The 19,180-nt window shown below is 37.6% G+C and carries 20 protein-coding genes; 1 reads left to right on the forward strand and 19 read right to left on the reverse strand.

Features of this window, described 5'->3' with window-relative positions:
* Window position 1: 1 nt before the first annotated feature.
* The 13 genes from spoIIAA to J2S78_RS09655 all read right to left on the reverse strand — a co-directional run bounded on the left by spoIIAA (window position 2) and on the right by J2S78_RS09655 (window position 11,013).
* Window positions 2-352: an anti-sigma F factor antagonist gene (gene spoIIAA / locus J2S78_RS09595; protein ID WP_125554845.1), complete on the reverse strand. Its 351-nt coding sequence runs from the start codon at window positions 350-352 to the stop codon at window positions 2-4.
* A gap of 133 nt (window positions 353-485) precedes the next feature.
* Complete coding sequence (locus J2S78_RS09600; protein WP_306898120.1) at window positions 486-1,664, reverse strand: D-alanyl-D-alanine carboxypeptidase family protein; 1,179 nt, start codon at window positions 1,662-1,664, stop codon at window positions 486-488.
* 126 nt (window positions 1,665-1,790) lie between these two features.
* Window positions 1,791-3,092: a pyrimidine-nucleoside phosphorylase gene (locus J2S78_RS09605; RefSeq protein ID WP_306898122.1), complete on the reverse strand. Its 1,302-nt coding sequence runs from the start codon at window positions 3,090-3,092 to the stop codon at window positions 1,791-1,793.
* A 23-nt stretch (window positions 3,093-3,115) separates the two neighbouring features.
* Complete coding sequence (locus J2S78_RS09610) at window positions 3,116-3,946, reverse strand: purine-nucleoside phosphorylase (RefSeq protein ID WP_306898124.1); 831 nt, start codon at window positions 3,944-3,946, stop codon at window positions 3,116-3,118.
* Between the two features lies 1 nt (window position 3,947).
* A complete protein-coding gene (locus J2S78_RS09615; RefSeq protein ID WP_306898126.1) occupies window positions 3,948-4,781 on the reverse strand; it encodes a purine-nucleoside phosphorylase in 834 nt (277 codons plus the stop codon).
* Between the two features lie 5 nt (window positions 4,782-4,786).
* Window positions 4,787-5,980, reverse strand: coding sequence for a phosphopentomutase (gene deoB, locus J2S78_RS09620; RefSeq protein WP_306898129.1), 1,194 nt, complete (start codon window positions 5,978-5,980; stop codon window positions 4,787-4,789).
* 28 nt (window positions 5,981-6,008) lie between these two features.
* Window positions 6,009-6,896 carry a site-specific tyrosine recombinase XerD gene (gene xerD / locus J2S78_RS09625; protein WP_306898131.1) on the reverse strand — a complete coding sequence of 296 codons (888 nt, stop codon included), beginning with the start codon at window positions 6,894-6,896 and terminating at the stop codon, window positions 6,009-6,011.
* A 25-nt stretch (window positions 6,897-6,921) separates the two neighbouring features.
* Window positions 6,922-7,107 (reverse strand): DUF4227 family protein, encoded by a 186-nt coding sequence (locus J2S78_RS09630; RefSeq protein WP_306898133.1) that lies wholly within the window; start codon window positions 7,105-7,107, stop codon window positions 6,922-6,924.
* 381 nt (window positions 7,108-7,488) lie between these two features.
* A complete protein-coding gene (fur, locus tag J2S78_RS09635) occupies window positions 7,489-7,974 on the reverse strand; it encodes a ferric iron uptake transcriptional regulator (RefSeq protein ID WP_306898135.1) in 486 nt (161 codons plus the stop codon).
* Window positions 7,975-8,071: 97 nt separating this feature from the next.
* Complete coding sequence (spoIIM, locus tag J2S78_RS09640; protein ID WP_306898137.1) at window positions 8,072-8,728, reverse strand: stage II sporulation protein M; 657 nt, start codon at window positions 8,726-8,728, stop codon at window positions 8,072-8,074.
* A gap of 97 nt (window positions 8,729-8,825) precedes the next feature.
* On the reverse strand, window positions 8,826-9,359 hold the full coding sequence (locus J2S78_RS09645) for an NUDIX hydrolase (RefSeq protein ID WP_306898138.1): 534 nt from the start codon (window positions 9,357-9,359) through the stop codon (window positions 8,826-8,828).
* 11 nt (window positions 9,360-9,370) lie between these two features.
* Complete coding sequence (locus J2S78_RS09650) at window positions 9,371-10,438, reverse strand: DUF3866 family protein (protein WP_306898140.1); 1,068 nt, start codon at window positions 10,436-10,438, stop codon at window positions 9,371-9,373.
* 53 nt (window positions 10,439-10,491) lie between these two features.
* On the reverse strand, window positions 10,492-11,013 hold the full coding sequence (locus J2S78_RS09655) for a TlpA family protein disulfide reductase (protein WP_306898142.1): 522 nt from the start codon (window positions 11,011-11,013) through the stop codon (window positions 10,492-10,494).
* 180 nt (window positions 11,014-11,193) lie between these two features.
* Between J2S78_RS09655 and uppP the strand changes: the two genes are divergently transcribed.
* Window positions 11,194-12,027 carry an undecaprenyl-diphosphatase UppP gene (gene uppP / locus J2S78_RS09660; protein ID WP_306898144.1) on the forward strand — a complete coding sequence of 278 codons (834 nt, stop codon included), beginning with the start codon at window positions 11,194-11,196 and terminating at the stop codon, window positions 12,025-12,027.
* Window positions 12,028-12,214: 187 nt separating this feature from the next.
* On the opposite strand, the gene cimA is transcribed toward uppP, so the two are convergent.
* The 6 genes from cimA to J2S78_RS09690 form a co-directional block, all read right to left on the reverse strand.
* Window positions 12,215-13,840: a citramalate synthase gene (gene cimA, locus J2S78_RS09665; protein WP_306898145.1), complete on the reverse strand. Its 1,626-nt coding sequence runs from the start codon at window positions 13,838-13,840 to the stop codon at window positions 12,215-12,217.
* Between the two features lie 120 nt (window positions 13,841-13,960).
* Complete coding sequence (locus tag J2S78_RS09670) at window positions 13,961-14,806, reverse strand: PRD domain-containing protein (RefSeq protein WP_306898147.1); 846 nt, start codon at window positions 14,804-14,806, stop codon at window positions 13,961-13,963.
* A 77-nt stretch (window positions 14,807-14,883) separates the two neighbouring features.
* The gene (locus J2S78_RS09675; protein WP_306898149.1) at window positions 14,884-15,384 is read right to left on the reverse strand and encodes a PTS sugar transporter subunit IIA; all 501 of its coding nucleotides are present in this window, start codon (window positions 15,382-15,384) and stop codon (window positions 14,884-14,886) included.
* A 344-nt stretch (window positions 15,385-15,728) separates the two neighbouring features.
* Complete coding sequence (asnB, locus tag J2S78_RS09680) at window positions 15,729-17,561, reverse strand: asparagine synthase (glutamine-hydrolyzing) (protein ID WP_306898151.1); 1,833 nt, start codon at window positions 17,559-17,561, stop codon at window positions 15,729-15,731.
* 71 nt (window positions 17,562-17,632) lie between these two features.
* Window positions 17,633-18,484, reverse strand: coding sequence for a fructosamine kinase family protein (locus J2S78_RS09685; protein ID WP_306898153.1), 852 nt, complete (start codon window positions 18,482-18,484; stop codon window positions 17,633-17,635).
* A complete protein-coding gene (locus tag J2S78_RS09690) occupies window positions 18,475-18,951 on the reverse strand; it encodes a low molecular weight protein-tyrosine-phosphatase (RefSeq protein WP_306898155.1) in 477 nt (158 codons plus the stop codon). Before J2S78_RS09690 ends, J2S78_RS09685 begins: the two co-directional genes overlap by 10 nt.
* Window positions 18,952-19,180: the final 229 nt, after the last annotated feature.

A 19,180-nucleotide genomic window follows, 5' to 3' on the forward strand; every position in this document is an offset into this window, starting at 1 on the left:
ATCAGGCCACCCCCAACTTTCGTAGTGCGTCTGTCTCTCGGTTTTCTAAACGCAATATTTTAAACAGACCTGACAGCTCAAATAAACGTTTTACAGGAGCTGATATGGAGCAAACCACCATTTCTCCACCGTTTTTGCTAATTTGCTTGTACCTTCCTAGAATGACACCTATCCCTGAACTATCCATGAAAACAAGTTCTTCTAAATTCAATACAATATGCATCGTTCGATTTTGTTCCAAATAACGTTCAACTTCTGTCCTCAATTCCAGTGACGAATGATGATCTAATTCACCTTTTAATCGAACACAAAGAACGTCACCCATTTGTTCAAGGTCCATTGATAAACTCATTAGCACACTCCCCCATCGTTAAATTAATACGCGGTGCTATAGCTTTCTTTTTTTCAACCGGACTTTCCTGTCCTGGTGACAAAACTAGTGGCTGTTCGGTAAAAATACTGACATCTTACAATCTTTCGTTTTTTTACGACAGTTTACCAGTCATCGTCGAAAGAGTTCGTTTAAATAAAACCGCCCAGTTGGCAGAAGGAGCCTCGTCTTTTAACACTAAGCTTTTTTCGGTTAACAACTCTCCATTTTCATAAAATTGCAACGTTCCTACTTCATCGTGCTGTTTAGCTGGAGCTGTAACAGTATCAGAAACAATTACTTTTCTTTTAATGTCATTCAACTGCTTGCCTTTTGGCAGCACAACAGCAGCATTTTGTCTTAAAGTTATAGGCACCACTGATTGCTTTCCCTTTTCGACCGTTACTTCCGTAATGTCTTCCCCTTTTTCAGCAAGTACATGGTAGTCGTGATTTTGAAAAGCAAAATCAAGCAGTTCCGCTGATAAACGATTACGTTCTTTAGGAGACTCAGCACCCATTAAAACAGTAATAATACGCATCCCATTCTTTTCAGCTGTCGCAGTAAGGTTATATTTCGCTTCTTTTGTAAATCCAGTTTTTAATCCGTCCACCCCGTCATAGTGTCTTACCAAAGGATTCGTATTAACTAACCAAAACTCATTCTCTTTACCTTCTCTTAAATAATCTTCATATAAACTTGTGTACTCCAACACATTCTCATACCGAAGCAGGGCTTGGCTAATAACAGCTAAATCTTGAGCTGTTGTATAATGATCATCACTCGGAAGGCCTGTCGTGTTTTGAAATGTTGTATTTTCTAACCCTAGTTCTTTTGCTTTCTCATTCATTTTGTCAATGAACTTCTCCTCTGTTCCGGCTACATATTCGGCCATAGCAACAGACGCATCATTACCAGATGCAACAGCAATACCTTTCAACATTTCATCGACAGTCATCTCTTCTCCTTCTTCTAGGAATATCTGAGACCCTCCCATTGACGCAGCCCTTTTACTGGTTGTCACTTTGTCATCAAGCTCGATGCTTCCTTCCTCCAAGCTCTCCATGATTAATAATAACGTCATAATTTTGGTCATGCTTGCAGGTGGAAGTTTTTCTTCTGCGTTTTTGTTATAAAGGATTTGTCCTGTATCTGCTTCCATAATAAAAGCAGATGTTGCTTCATTAGCTAATTCTTCGGTTTCTTCTTTTGCTAACAAATTGTCAACGTGTATAAACATCAAAAGCAATCCAATACACAAAAAGACACTTTTATTTAAGACTTTACTTCTCAATGACAGACACCTCCCAATTAAGTATAAATATATTTTTTCCATTATTTTCATCAGTTATACTATAAAAATAAAACCCGTCTTTGGAATAAAAATTCCAAAGACGGGTAAAAGAATACATTGTGATATTTAATATATAGTATCAAAAATTAACGTTTGTTTTTTCACTTTTTCCTCAGAAAAAGAATAAGCGTTCATTACCATCTCAACAACATGTTCTGTATCATGTTGATTTGCATGGAGGACAGCTATTGGCTCTCCTTTTTTAACATAATCTCCAATTTTCTTCACGAGTTCAAGACCTACCGCATGATCGATATCATCATCTTTAGTTGCTCTGCCTGCTCCAAGCATCATAGCAGCCTTGCCTATTTGAGCGGCATCCATACCACTTACATACCCTGAATGTTCAGATGTGACACTTACAATGTGGTTGGCATTGGCTAACATTGCTGGGTGATCAACGGCTTCAGGATTGCCGCCTTGACCTTTTATAAAGAGCTTCATCTTTTCTAAAGCCGTTCCATCAGACATCACTTTTTCAACTAAACGGCGACCTTCCGCTTCATTGGATGCTTTACCACCTAACACAGCCATATGAGAAGCAAGAGCAATACTCAATTCATGAAGGTCATCCGGTCCGTTCCCTTGTAAGGTTTCAATCGCTTCTTTCACTTCAAGTGCATTACCGACAAATCTCCCTAATGGCTGATCCATGTTGGAAATAAGAGCCATTGTTTTTCTACCGAGAGAATTACCAATTTCAACCATAGCCTCAGCCAATTTTTTAGCTTCCTCTATATTTTCCATAAATGCCCCTGAACCTGTTTTCACGTCTAACACAATAGCATCAGACCCCGATGCTATTTTTTTGCTCATAACAGAACTGGCAATTAGAGGAATCGAATTCACTGTAGCTGTTACATCCCGTAAAGCATACAATTTTTTATCAGCAGGCGTTAGATTCCCACTCTGACCTGCCAGCGCCATTTTATTTGTATTTACTAACTGGACGAATTCATCTTCATCAATTTCCGTCCGAAATCCTTCAAATGCTTCAAGTTTATCAATCGTTCCTCCGGTATGGCCCAATCCTCGTCCTGACATTTTTGCTACCGGAATATCCAAAGCCGCTACTAAAGGTCCTAAAATTAATGTAGTCTTATCTCCTACACCGCCCGTAGAATGTTTATCAACTTTAACACCCTCGATAGCGGACAAATCTAATTGATCTCCTGACTCAGCCATAGCATAAGTCAGAGCTGCTGCTTCTGCTTGACTCATACCTTGAAAGTAAATAGCCATCGCAAAAGCCGAAGCTTGATAATCTGGAACGTCGCCATCACTATAAGCATTTACGAACCAACGGATTTCTTCTTCACTTAATGATTCCCCATCACGTTTTTTTGTAATGATATCAACCATTCTCATTCACGGCACGCTCCTTTTATTTCTTAACTATGTGACATAGTTGATAATACTTCCTTAACCAACGAGATAAAACGAGGCTTAGTTTTGGAAGCCGTTTCCATTACTTCTTCATGAGAAACACCTTCTATTTCTTCGCCGACTGCCATATCTGTAATACAAGAAATTCCGAGTACTTCGATTCCTGCGTGGTTAGCTACAATTACTTCTGGAACAGTTGACATTCCAACCACATCGCCGCCTAAACGACGAAGCATAATAAGCTCAGATGCTGTCATAAAAGTGGGACCAGATATACCGGTATACACACCTTTTTGTAACGAAAAACCGAGATTTTCAGCTGCTCGTACTGCTATTTCTTTTAGTTCGCTATTATAAGCCTGGCTCATATCAGGAAAACGAGGTCCCATCTTTTCATCATTAGGCCCAATTAATGGATTCGCACCTGTTTGATTTATGTGATCTTCAATAACCATCAGATCTCCGGGATTAAACGATGGATTCATACCTCCGCATGCATTTGTAACAATAAGCTTTTTTGCTCCCAGCTCTTTCATTACACGTACAGGGAACGTTACTTCCTGCATAGAGTATCCTTCGTAATAGTGAAACCGGCCTTGCATAGCAATAACGGTTTGACCTTGAAGTGTTCCCATAACGAGGCGGCCGGCATGACCTTCTACAGTCGATACGGGAAAATGAGGAATGGATTCATAGTCCACCTTCACCTCGTTTTCAATTTCTTCAGCTAGGTCACCGAGTCCAGAACCAAGAATCAATCCGATTACTGGTTGTGTTTGCGACTTTTCTTTTAAATAATTAGCAGCTTCGATTACTTTTTGCCCTAGATTTTCCATTTTAAGAATCACCCTTCCCAATTTGATAAACAATTTCTTTCATCAAACGTAGAAAATCTTCTTTTACTTTTTCAGTGGTTTCTATTACTTCACTATGACTTAGCGGTTGATCTAATATACCGGCTGCCATATTAGATATACAAGAGACACCAAGTACATTCATGCCAGTGTGAACAGCCTTTATCACTTCAGGAACAGTCGACATACCAACAGCATCGGCCCCTAATGTTCTAATCATTCTCACTTCTGCAGGTGTTTCGTAACATGGACCAGTATTTGCTGCATAAACTCCTTCTTGTAGTGGTATATTTAATGAATCTGCAGCTTGTTTAGCAATTTTCATTAACTTCGGTGAATAGGCTGTAGACATATCAGGAAAACGAGGGCCTACTGCCTCATCGTTTTTTCCGATTAGCGGATTGTCACCAAGTAAATTTAAATGATCTTTAATAAGCATTAAATTACCAGGTGAAAATGATGTATTAACACTGCCTGCAGCGTTAGTCACTAACAAATGTTCTACTCCAAGTGCACGCATAACGCCAACAGGAAAAGTCACTTCTTGTAATGAATATCCTTCATAATAATGAAACCGCCCCTGCATCGCTATTACAGGTGTCCCTTCTAGAGTACCGGCAACTAATTGACCAGCGTGACCTGCAACGGTAGAAACTGGGAATCCAGGCACATCTTCATAGGGTACTTTCACCGCATCTTCTAGATCTTCAGCCAGCACACCCAATCCAGAACCTAATATAAGACCTATTTTTGGAGTTATCCTTACCGTATTCCTTACTTTTTGTGCAGCTTCTTCTAACAGTCTATTCGTTGTCATAACCATCACCCTTTGCGTATGATATTATTTAAAAAACTCGTCCCGTTTTTTGGCATATTTACGTTAAAATTATCCGCAATGGTTGCCCCGATGTCGGCAAATGTACGGAGACGCCCTAAGTTTTGTCCAGGTGAGAATTTTTTAGCATAGACAAGCAACGGCACTAACTCTCTTGTATGATCTGTGCCGTGATGTACCGGGTCGTTTCCATGGTCAGCTGTAATCATTAACATATCGTTTTCATCAAGTTCCTGAACCAACTCAGGCAATCGTTTATCAAACTCTTCCAATGCTTTCCCGTACCCTTCTGGATCACGGCGATGCCCGAACTTCGCATCAAAGTCTACCAGGTTCAAAAAACTGATACCAGTGAATGATTCTTTTGCGGAGTTAATCACTTTGTCCATTCCATCATTGTTCGACTCGGTACGGATTGTTTTTGTAATCCCTTCCCCGTCATAAATATCGCTAATCTTTCCAATCGCAATACTATCGAATCCCTCCTCTTGCAACTCATTCATGACAGTCCGGCCGAATGGTTTAAGAGCATAATCATGACGATTCGGCGTCCTTTCAAAAGCTCCAGGTTCTCCGACAAAAGGACGGGCAATCACTCTTCCTATCATATAAGGGGCTTCATATGTCATTTCTCTTGCTTTTTCACAAATATCGTATAGTTCATCAATAGGTACCACATCTTCATGCGCCGCAATCTGCAGTACAGAATCCGCAGATGTGTAGACAATTAAATCGCCTGTATTCACATGTTCAGCACCTAGTTCCTTTATAACTTCCGTTCCGGAGGCAACTTTATTACCGATAATGTTACGACCTGTTGTCTGCTCTAATTTATTAATTAACTCATCTGGAAAGCCATCTGGAAATGTTCGAAATGGTTCGGTAATATGAAGGCCCATAATCTCCCAATGACCTGTCATTGTATCTTTACTATGTGATGATTCCTGCATAACTCCGAAATGAGCAGAAGGTGATTCAACTGGTTCTACTCCTTTAGCTTTCTTTATATTTCCCATCCCCATTTTTTCCATATTTGGCATATGCAGTCCATCCATTTTTTCAGCGATATGTCCAAAGGTATCGGCACCAAGGTCACCATACTCTTTCGCATCAGGCGCTTCACCAATACCAACAGAATCCATTACAATCACAAATATTCTCTTAAAACTATTATCTAACAAGATGTATGTCCCCTTTCTTTATTAAGTATTACGCTCTCGGATGATAGTTTAAATAAACATCCTTTAATTTGTGGTTTGAGACATGGGTATATACTTGAGTTGTCGAAATATCGGCATGTCCCAGCATTTCCTGAACTGCTCTTAAATCCGCTCCGTTTTCAAGCAAATGTGTAGCAAAAGAATGCCGCAGCGTGTGAGGTGTTAGCTTTTTATTAATATTGGCCCGTTGCGATGTTTCTTTTAGTATTTTCCAAAAACCTTGTCTCGATAGGCTATTACCATGATGATTTACGAATAAAGTGTCGTGCTTTTTCTTTTTCAACAAATGGGAACGACCTTTATTTACATAACTTTCTACAGCGTCTGCTGCTACTTTTCCAAGAGGAATAATTCTTTCTTTATTACCCTTTCCCATACAGTGAACAAACCCCATTTGCAAATGAATATCACCGGTTTTTAAACTGCAGAGTTCACTTACGCGAAGTCCAGTCGCATACATTAGCTCAAGCATAGCTTTATTTCGCCTCGCAAAAGCGGTTGTCCCATCACTTGCAGTTAACAATGCTTCTATCTCACCAGTTGAGAGAACATCTGGTAATTTCTGTTCCCCTTTAGGAATCTCTATCAATTCAGACGGATCCTTGATAGAACGTTGATTGCGAAGCAAAAATTGATGAAAAGCACGGATAGAAGAAATGGTTCTAGCAATAGTCGAGGAAGAACGGCCGTTATCTTTCAACGAATAAAGAAAATCAACAATATGAGAACGTTCAATCTGCTGAACGCTCTTAATATCATTAGATTGCAAATGGGCCGCATAGTGATGAAGATCTCGTTGATAAGAACGGATGGTATTTTCGGAAAGACCTTTTTCAACCTGGCAGTAATGAATAAAATCAGATATATCCGTATTCAATCGAAATCAAATCCCCTTTGTTACATTAATAAATATGGGAGTGAACAGAATGTTGAACCTTCTCAGCATCTGTATCAGAAAAACGCAGGCGTTCATCCCCTTTGTAATTCTCACTTAACCATATAATACCATAATAAAATGCACCGAGACATACGCAGAAAACCATAAAAATTTTAATCGTTTCCAAACTATAAGACAACCACTGTTTCACAATCATCATTCCTTTCATTTAAAACTATTAATCAGCTATGACAATATCACTGAAAAATATACATAGGAACGATAAACGTAAAAATGGGAAACGTTTTCTACACATTCTCATTATATTAAAATAAAAAACTTTTTCACAACTAAATAGAGCTGCTTTTTTTAATTTCCGATCTGCCATAGACGGGACGCTTGCCGCAGGCATAGCCTCAGCTTTACTTTCACACAAAACTCTTATTTTATACATCCCATTCTTATTACAATCTTACAAAAAAACACCTTCAATGTCTTATTCAACATAAAGGTGTTATTTAATGAGTGATAGTTTTTTAATAGAGTTAGACTGCGTTACTCTTGCGAATTTCAGGGAGCTTGGCAATCTCAATCAGTTCAATTCTTTGACTTCACTACCGGACTCTTCTCCTGTATCCTGTTTCTCATGACATCGATAGCAAATACCGTGAAACGTTAAACGATGATCTTTTATTTTGAAACGCCAATCGTTTTCGACAATCTTTTCTACCTCACCAAGTAAATCTTCTTGAATTTCGTCGACGGATCCACATTCGATACAAACTAAATGATGGTGGAAGTGATCGGCTCCTTCTTTGCGAAGATCATATCTAGAAACACCATCCCCAAAATTAATCTTATCTACGACCTCTAATTCATTAAGTAATTCAAGCGTACGATAAACCGTTGCAAGACCGATTTCTGGTGCTTTTTCTTTCACTAATAAATAAACATCTTCAGCACTTAAGTGATCTTTTTCGTTTTCAAGAAGAACGCGTACGGTTGCTTCCCTTTGGGGTGTGAGTTTATAGCTTTGAGAATGAAGTTGCTTTTTTATCCGATCAATACGTTGCTCCATTGATTAACCTCCCCCTGCTGAGCGACTATAATTAATTATAGTGTATCATTGAGAAAGGTGTCAAATGATAATGATAATAAAAATCACTTTATAATAATTATAATGTATAAACGAATGATAGTGTCCAATCCATGACGTTTCTCATCATAAGGGGTGATAAAAAGCCTTCAATAGCAGCTGCCCCAGCAAGGCATATCAACATACAACCTGCAATAACAAAAGATTTCCCTATAACCGCAGGGACAGGAGTCTTACGGCTTTGTTTAAACAAATGCTTGATAATACTTAAAGAAATACTGATGGAAACTACAGCCATAATAAGATAGGCAGGGACAATGATTACATTTTGAGGCAAAATAGATGTGAAAGCGAGAAAGAAACCATCACTCCCCATCTGTTGGACGAGAAACCCGATTGTAAATCCCGAAACCACTCCTTTTAAAAATAGCAATATAAGAATAAAAGGAACACCTGCTACAGATAATCCCAATACCCACATAAGTGCAATATAGCTGACATGTTGAGATAAGCTTTCTACAAAAATTTGTTTTGAGGTAATATCCGTGCCTTCCCCAAACTGAGTAAGAAACTGTTGAACAAACCCATACAAATCATTTTTTAAGGGAAGGGATAAGCTATTAACTAATACTGCTCCGAATATAATCCCCATAAACAACAGTACGATTGAAAACCAATAAAATGAGCGATATTCTATCCAATGTTTTCGAATAAGAAAAGGTATAGATTCTATCACGTCGGACTACCTCCCTGCATTTAGGACATGTTTCACCTTATGAAGAGGGAGGAGATTCTATTACTGATTCTATCAATTGTTTTAGAAAATGCTTTCTTTATCCGAACTTCTGTTTAACATATTGAACAGCAAATACCGTTTTAGCGTCGTGAATTTTTTCCTCTTTCATCAACCGCTCTGCTTCTTCAAGTGTCACTTCTACTAATTCAACAAATTCATCATCATCGGTGTAAGTTACTCCTTCATATAAATGTTCCGTTTCATATATATGTATGATTTCATCCGCAAAACCAGGGGAAGTGTAAAAAGACATCACTTTCGTCAATTTATTCGTTTTATAACCTGTTTCTTCTTCTAGTTCCCTCGCTGCAGAACTTAACGGATCTTCATTATCTTCTAGCTTCCCTGCTGGTATTTCCAGTAATTCTTTTTCAAGTGCTTTTCTAAATTGTCTCACCATTACCATTTTATTTTCATTTGTGACAGCAATAATCGCAACAGCTCCAGGATGATTGATAATTTCCCGTTTACTCGTTTTTCCATCCGGTAACTCTACATCGTGAACACTCACATCTACAATTTTTCCCTCATAGATTGATTCCTTGTGTAACGTCTTTTCGTTAAAATCCATGGCTCTTCCTCCTATAAATCAAGTATATGTTTCACCGGAGCTAGTACCCCTTTTAGAAATTCGACATTATCATCAACAACCGTTCCCATTGAATGAATCTCCAATGCATAATTCTCATACCAAGCAATCCAGTATTCTAACAGTTCGTTAACATTTTGATAATGTAACTTAATGTGTTCCTGTTGTCGAAGAGATGTTAGTTGAGATTCTATTATTTTTTGTTGTTCTGTTTTTAATTGTGGTAAAACTAATTCCGATGATACATGGGTGAATTGATGCAACGGTGTGACTGTATGATGACTTAATCCAACATGACGTTCTCGTTTATCTTTAAAAGATATTCTGGGTACCCAAATCGGACGCCCTGCCAACGAGCCGACAATATTGGACCAATTAGCTAATGCCATACCGCTATATCCAAAAGGAGTTGCAGTACCTGCTGTCCCAGGCCCCATTGATATAATGATATTATCGACATTTTGTTTAACTACGAGCCACTGAATCGCATTTACGATAGTCACCGCTTCTTCTGTCCCGCCAAATGCCTGACCAGTTGTAACGATATGTATGCGATCATGCTGTTTCCATTCGGTCATATGATCGCTCAAACCTGCAGCCAAAGAAGCCTCATCAGAAAGGATAACCCCTATGTTTTTATATGGATGACTATGAACAAATAAAAGAAGTATTATAGGAAGCATACTGTGCAATTCTGCTAACAAGACAGGTTTCCCTTGAAGCGAAAATGAAGATTGAAAAATGGAATGATCAGGATGTTCCGGAGAATCAATCGCAAATACACTGTGCTGTAAAGGTGTGTAACGAGCTTTCATTATATGCCCTTCACCAGAAACCTTTTCTTTATTGTGAAATGTTGTAATGGCAATATCCCAACCACCTGTACCTAAATCAAGCAAATTTGCCGTTGTATTAACTTTTATGTAATCTCCGACATTCACTGGTTCACAGCAGCATAAATATAATACAGCACGCCTTGCGCCTCCATTTGTTTCTAATTTGAGAAAATCTTTCGTTTTTTGAATGACTTTTGTTACTTGAACGGTTAACGCCTGATACACATTTTATCACCTCTTTGTCACTATACGCACTTTTTTATCGTTTATTTATAAAATTACAGATTTTCTTCTACCATTTCTTCGAGTTGTTCAAAAGTTAATGGTCCTGCATGTTTTTCAACAATAGTTCGATCTCTATTGATTATATAAGTTGTCGGTAAATGATTGATATTATAAAGTTCATCTACTTCTCCATCCGCATCTCTCATTGCAGGTGTGTTCGTCATATTATAATTTTTCACGAATTCTTCTGCTGCATCTTTACTACCCTTTAAATCCATATTCACTGTTAACACAGTCACACCTTTTTGTTTATAAGATTGAGAAAAATCCATTAAAGCAGGAATTTCTTCTTCACAAGGTTCGCACCAGGATGCCCACATATTCATTACAATGACATCTCCTTCATAATCAGTTAATGATCCAGTTCCTCCACTATACATGGGAAGCTCGTAGTTAGGAGCAGCATCACCGATATCCGTTCCTACTCTCTGAACAGATACGTTTGCAAAAAAGACATAAGCGATAGCTGCTACCGCTGTCACTAAAACGATGATAGTTACAGATTTACGATTCAATGTCACTGTCCCCCTGTTTCCATTATTTTAACTCCATATATCATTTTACTAGCATTCTCACAAGAATCCTATCATACGAATGTGACTGAGTTTTGACATATTTCAGTCGTAAAATTTATCTTCCCTGTCTATTATTGTTTTGCTAAACTAACAGAGGGTCTTAAAAAAGGAGTGGAATACATGAGCGTTATAGAAGCACTAATATTCGGGATTGTACAGGGCATTTCAGAGTTTTTGCCCATTTCAAGTACAGCACATATTATTATTGCACAATTCATCTTCGGGACAACGTTTTCAGGGTTATCTTTTGAGGTCATATTGCACCTAGGATCCATTGTTGCTGTTGTTCTATATTTTCGACGAGATTGTATCCGTTTAGTCAATACATTTTTCCGCTATTTATCAAATCGTTCTCCCCAGGATCGACCGGACTTTTTCTTCGGTATATACATTATTATTGCGACAATAATTACGGGAGTTCTTGGGATTTTTTTAGAAGATTTCTTTGCCGAAACGATGAAAACACCAGTTTTTATTGCATCTGCGTTAGCAATCACCGGTATATTTTTAATCATCATAGAGAAATTCCACCAAATAGGGAATCGAACCGAAAAAGAAATGACCTTTCTCGATTCGGTTGTTGTTGGGCTAGCGCAAACTTTAGCTGTATTCCCTGGTATCTCTCGTTCTGGAAGTACTTTAATCGCCGCCTTGCTTTCCGGACTTAATAGAGAAACGGCCGTACGTTATTCTTTTTTATTGTCCATCCCTGTTATTCTAGGATCATCTGTCCTTGCCTTTGATGACTTAAATGCTGGGAATCTTGGTACTTTTGGGACTTTACCGCTTATCGTGGCTTTTCTTGCTTCTCTTATTTCTTCTTGGATAGGTATTGTCTGGTTAATTCAGTTTTTAAACAAAGGCAGATTAATTTACTTCGCACTTTATTGCTTTCTATTAGCAATCATTGTAGTAACCATGCTAAACAATGGTACCGTCACTTCCGTAAACTAATAGATGAGAAACGCCAAGCGGCTAGGCGCTTCTGCTAGACACCGAAGACGAATAAAATATTTTTTCCTATCTTACGAAAAAGGCTTGGAAACAGTTAGTATTACTGTGTTTCCAAGCCTTTTTCAACAATGAAGTAACTAGACATTATCAAGGGTATGAACATTCATCACTCACACCGTTTACTTTTCTAATGGTTACTTACACCTATATCTCGTGTAATTGGCGTTGTTTTATTTTTTATCAATCGGTCCTCATGCTTCATGAAGTAATATCGAATGCTGTCTACTAATGCGTGCCAACTTGCTTCAACTATATTCCCAGACACGCCAACTGTACTCCATGTTTCCTTGCCATCTGACGATTCAATTAATACTCGAACAGTAGAAGCAGTTGCCTCTGCTTCGTCTAGAACGCGGACTTTGTAATCTGACAAGTACATTTCGTGAACTAATGGATAGTATTCACCGATTGCTTTACGTAACGCATAATCAAGCGCATTCACCGGACCATTTCCTTCGGCAGCCGTCATAATGCTTTGGTCTTGTATATCCATTTTAACAACAGCTTCTGTCGTAAAGTTTCCTTGTTTTTCTTTATCAGTAATGATCTTGAAATGATCCAAATGGAAATATTCATGTTTTTCTCCAATTCCATTCCTAATCAGAAGCTCAAAAGACGCTTCGGCTGCTTCGTATTGGTAGCCAATATGCTCCATTTTTTTCATTTTTTCAATTGTTTCTTTCACAGCGGGGTTATCTTTATCAAGCGGAATACCTAGTTCTTTCGCTTTAAATAAAAGGTTGCTTTGACCCGACAATTCTGAAACAAGAACCCTTCTTTCATTCCCAATATCTTCAGGGTCTATATGTTCATATGTTTCCGGATGCTTTAACACAGCGCTTACATGCATTCCCCCTTTATGAGCAAACGCACTTTTACCAGTGAACGGTTGGCTGTTTGGAGGAGTCTGATTGGCAAGCTCATGCACGTATACAGATACTTCTGTCAATTGTTTTAATTGCTCATCTTCCATACAGGAAATTCCCATTTTCATTTGTAAATTTGGAATAATGGAGATTAAATTAGCATTTCCACATCTTTCTCCGTAACCGTTTACCGTTCCTTGTATATGAACAGCTCCTGTTTTGACAGCTTCTAATGTATTGGCTACTGCCAGTTCTCCGTCGTTGTGACAGTGAATACCAATTGCAACGGTTACCTGCTGCTGCACTGTATTTATTATTTCTGATATTTCTGACGGCAGTGAACCACCATTTGTATCACACAACACGATACAGTCAGCTCCTGCTTCTTCAGCAGCTGATATTGCATGTAAAGCGTAGGTCTTGTTATGCTTATATCCATCAAAAAAATGCTCCGCATCAAAGATAACTTCGAGACCTTTCTCCTTTAAATACCGAACAGAATCATAAATCATCTGAATGTTTTCGTCTAAAGTCGTTTGCAAAGCTTCCGTAACATGAAAATCCCATGTTTTACCGAAAATAGCAGCTGCTTCCACTCCGCTCTCAATAATTCTTTCTAAATTAGGATCTTTTTCAGCAGTAACTCCTGGACGTCTAGTGCTTCCAAAAGCGGTAATAACTGCAGACTGCAATGACAAATGTTTCACTTCTTCAAAATAACTCATATCTTTTGGGTTGCTGCCTGGCCAACCGCCTTCAATGTAATGCACACCTAATTGATCAAGTTTTTTAGTGATTTTTAATTTATCATCAACGGACAGGCTAATCCCCTCTCCTTGCGTTCCATCACGTAAAGTTGTATCATACATTTTTACATGAGAAGCCAATTTAATCCCTCACTTTACGTCCTAATTTCTCTTTATTCATATAGTAGTCCTAGCTAGAATGTTGACATAAAGTATAGCACATGAAAAGACATTTGACCATTGCATAAAAACAGAGAAATGCTAGTTTTGGTTGGTGAATCCCCTGCTCATTAAACGTTGGAGATGCATTGCTATATAAATGCTTTCATCCTGAAGAATCGTGAAACCATAGCGGCTTTTAAGTAAAGACACAGCTTTTTCTGCTGCTTTATAAGAATCCGGGTATCTGCTTTTCATCATTTCAATCATCTCCGGTGGAGCCTTTGTTAAATCTTCACCATGTTCCGCTGCTTTAACCGTTACATGTAAGTGACTCACTAATCCTTCATAAGCAATAGTGTGACGTGGAAATATTGTATTTAATTCTTCCTCCATCGTTGTTATCATAAAGTTTAATATTTCCGTATGTTGTTGAATGGAAGATGGTGTAGTTTTCTTTTTTCCAGCGGCATACAGATGCATCGCTAAGAAACCTATTTCATCTTGAGAAATAACAAACCCCGTATTATCCGATAACTTTTCGCCGATTTTTTCTGCTGCTTGAAAGGAATCATAATATAATGTTCTTATTTCCTGAAGTAAATGATTCTCAATTTTTTTACCTTGATGAAGCCTTTTCATCAAATGAATCAAATGGTCAAATAGTAAAGCATAAGATTGGTTATTGAAAGACATGTTTTGCTCTGTTTCCAACCATGACATAACCTCTTGAACGGTATTTGTATCTTCATGATTTGCAGAAGCTAATAGGTCAGCAAAAGGGTCCGATTGTTCATTGTGCAGGACGAAAAGTTTTTCCACCTTATCGGGGTTAATTTTTTCATTTTTTTTCTTATGAAAAGCAATGCCTGATCCTATAGCAACTTTTTCCTCTTCATTATCCGTTATAATAGCCGCATTGTGATTTAATACTTTTTGAATGATCATGTTGATCTCTCCATCTTTAAACTAGCTGACGATTTTATTGTACGAAAATACTTAATGTATTAAAAGAGATAATCTAATTACGATTTAACCTTTATCGTCATTATTTCAGTATCACCAGCAATTAAGTTACTGACTTCTTCGCGCATCATTTTAACAACTTGAGAACCCTCTGTAAAAACAACTGGCGTTACAGCACAAATGGAATCTTGAACAACTTCTTCAAGGTTAAACTCTATTAAAATATCTCCCGTTTTAATTCTATCTCCTTCATTCACATGTACCTCAAATCCTATCCCCTTTAACGATACGTTCTCAAGTCCTATATGAATAAGAATATCTAATCCCTCTTCGGATTTAATACCTATAGCGTGCTTACTCGGAAATATCTGTACAATTTTTCCATTTATGGGCGAAACAATTTTTCCCTCGTCCGGTTCTACAGCAAAACCGTCCCCCATTCTTTTTTCAGAAAAAGTAGGATCGGGAATATCCGCCAAATCAACATACTTTCCTGATACAGGAGACTTAATAATAACTTCTTTTGACACTGCAGTATTACCAAACAGCCTTTTTAACATAAGTGTTCACCTCTTTCACATTCTTTTTAATGGTACTATTAATTAGTAAAGCAAGTGATATAAAAATACGCATAAGCATCAGTGAAAAAGGAGAATAATAGTGTACATGATTGTTAGAACGTAACGTTTACATTGCATTATCATTTCTATTAACCTTATTAACTGTTGCCTTCTTAGGCAGACACATATTTATTTTATACATGATTAAGAGACGACGTCCAATATTTTGTTTTCATATACAGAACAAAAAAAGGAGGCTGATAATTCCAACCTCCGTATCTCTCAAACAGATTCCGTTATATTCAGCGCTATTTATCTTTATTGTACTTACGTTTAATAATCGTTTAGCTAATCTTGACGTTATACGCCTCCAACCAATAGTTCACTTGCCAAAAATATGCAAGCAGTTGCGGTCCAGACATTAATTGTCCATACCAAGGATAAGGAAAAGAAGCCCCTTTGCTCTGGACTAGCTGTTTTAATTGTTTCGGGTCAATTAATTCATATAATGGCGCATCTTTCTTATCAATAACTTCAGATAGTTTTGCTGTCATCTTGTTTGTATAATCAGGATGATGCGTTTTGGGATAGGGGTTTTTTTTGCGATATAACACTTCACTCGGTAACACGTCTTCTAATGCTTTACGCAAAATCCCTTTTTCTTTATCTTCTAACCGCTTCCATTCAGATGGTATATTCCATACATATTGGACAAGCTCGTGATCTGCAAACGGTACTCTTACTTCTAAACTAGCACGCATACTCATACGATCTTTTCTTTCTAACAGTGTTTGCATAAACCAGTTCATATTTAGGTAAGCCATTTCTTTATGACTTTTTTCTTGTTTTGTTTCATTCCCAGATAAAGGTGTGTCTTTAATTGTATTCAAATACCGCATATACGCGTATTCATCTATATTTAGACGATTTCTCCATTTTTCATTCAAAAGGGAGTGACGCTGCTGCAAGGAATTAATCCATGGAAACCCCTTTTTTTCCATCAATTCTTTTTTATAAAACCAAGGGTATCCCCCGAATATTTCATCGGCACATTCTCCTGACAAAGCAACAACAGCCTGTTGCTTAATTTTTCGGCAAAACCATAGTAAAGATGAATCAATGTCGGCCATTCCTGGTAGATCACGAGCTAAAACCGATTCTTGCAGCATATGAATCAATTCATCTATTGTAATTGTTTCATAATGATGTTCCGTATTAAAAGTATCTCTCATTTTATCAATATACTTTTTATCCGTATCCGGCTGAAAATCATTTGTTTTGAAATATATGTCATTTTCTTCATAATCAATGGAAAAGGTATGAAGTTTTTCTTTATATTTTTCCGCCGCAATAGCGGTCAAAGCACTCGAGTCGAGACCGCCCGATAGAAATGCGCTAACTGGTTTATCAGAAATTAGTTGTCTCTGAGTTGCATTATAAAGGAGGGATTTCACTTGGTTTGTTGTATCTTCTAGTGAATCAAGATGCGGCTGGCTTTTGACGTTCCAATAATGTGTTGTTTTTATACCCATTCGTGTAATTTTCATCGTATGAGCTGGTTTCACCTCATGTATGCCCTCATATATTCCACAACCTGGTGTTCTAGAAGGTCCCAAGCTAAACAATTCATGCAGTCCTTCTTCTTTTACAATCGGGGATACACTTTTGTGAGCAAGTAGCGCTTTTATTTCAGAACCAAAAATAAAACCTTCTTTCGATTCTGTATAAAATAATGGTTTAACCCCTAGTCTATCCCGAGCTAAGTAAAGGGTTTGATCATTTTCAGCCCATACCGCAAAAGCAAATATTCCATTCATTTTTTCCACACAACGGCTTCCCCATTCTATATAGGCGGTTAATACAACCTCTGTGTCTGAATGAGATCTGAAAATATGCCCACACTTCTTCAATTGAAGCCGCAAACGTTCTGTATTGTACAATTCACCGTTATAAACTAAAACATACCGATTCCCATCGTACTCTTTTTGCATCGGCTGTTGACCGCCTGCTGGGTCAATGACAATCAAACGCGTATGCCCAAAACTGATATGCTGATCAGTGTATATCCTTTTGTCGTCTGGACCTCTATATTGAAGGGTGTTCATCATTGTTTCTATTTGATTCCCATTATCTTTCCCGTTTCTGTCATAGTGAAGCCATCCGGTGATTCCGCACATACATAAAAACCCCTTTCTGAACAAGACACACATACATCTTATTCAAAAAGAAGGGGGAATGTGACACTTTTTTATTTTGCATATCTCGATAAAATCTTATCAACGGCAGAACCGTAACTTTCCCCAAAAATATTCAGGTGAACAAACAAATAATATAGTTGGTACAAAGGTTTTCTCTCCTCGAACAGCTTGTCTATTGGATTGCACTCATTATATGCAGCATAGATAGTGTCAGAAAATCCACCGAACAAATAAGTGAAAGCTAATTCAAATTCAAAGTCCCCGTACCAGACAGCAGGATCAATGAAGTAAGGATGACCACTGCTATCAGCGAGCCAATTTCCATTCCATAGGTCACCGTGAAGTTTTACAGCATTATCGTGATCTGGTACCCATTTTTCTAAATGATCTAAAATATAATATGCGTATTTCGCACGTGATTTGGAAAGACGGCCAAGAGAACGTGCCAGCTCTATTTGCGGAAGCAACCGTTTATCACGTAAAAATGGAATCCAAGACTCATCCCATGCATTAATTTGAGGCAGTTCCCCTATAAAATTATCTTCCTCAAGACCAAATACAGAGCCCTTACAAGAATGAAGAGCTGCTATTCCATGACCCAGTTCTTCTTCAGTTGTTGCCGTTTTTTGACCATTTATAAATTCCATCACTATAAATTTTTTGTCCCAACCATATACTGTTGGTACATTAAGTGCTTCTGCTTCTTCTAAAAATTGCAATCCTAACGATTCTTGACGAAAAAAATCAGTAGGAGCTTCTTCGTGCCACTTTACAAAATACTTGTTGGTTTTTGTTTCCACAGTATAAGCCTTACTGATGCTGCCTCCAGAGATTTCTTTAATATTCAACGCTTCTTCGTTAATACCTGCATGCCTTAGTGCCTTATTAATATCTATTTCCATACATTTTCCCGCTTCTGAAGCCAATTTAAGAAATATGTACAGCTCGTTTGAATCATGTCATATACTTCATCAAAATTACCAGTAAAATAAGGATCAGGCACGTCTTTTCCTTTTAAATCTGGATGAAAATCCAAAAGTTTACCAGTGAACCCATCATTATTCGACATGGACGTTTCTAGTTCTTTCATGTTTGCATTATCCATTGCAATAATATAAGAATAAAAGCCATTATCGTCTTTTCCTAATTGTCTTGCAGTTATATTTTCATATGAAATATTATTTTTTCTTAAAATATTTTTTGTTCCTTCATGTGGTAATTTACCAATATGCCAATGACCTATACCAGCTGAATCTATTTCTATTTGGTCACTCAATCCCGCTTTTTCCACTTTATTACGGAATATAGCTTCAGCCATCGGCGAACGACAAATATTGCCTAAACATACAAATAAAACTTTTATACTCATACTACAGCACTCCTATCTATGTATTATATTATAACGGATTTAAAATATCTTACAAGATGAGTTCTTTTTAGACAAAATTCACGTTTCACTCATAAAAGAATCATAATGACAAGAAAAGTCACTATGAATCCATCATAATGACCCGTAAACTGATATATTATTACTTCGTAATCACGTGAAATTTCTTTCAAAAAGACAAAAAGAACCATTCGATGAATAGTTCTTTTTG

This window comes from Salibacterium salarium (genome assembly GCF_030813635.1).
Taxonomy (GTDB): Bacteria; Bacillota; Bacilli; order Bacillales; family Marinococcaceae; genus Salibacterium; species Salibacterium salarium.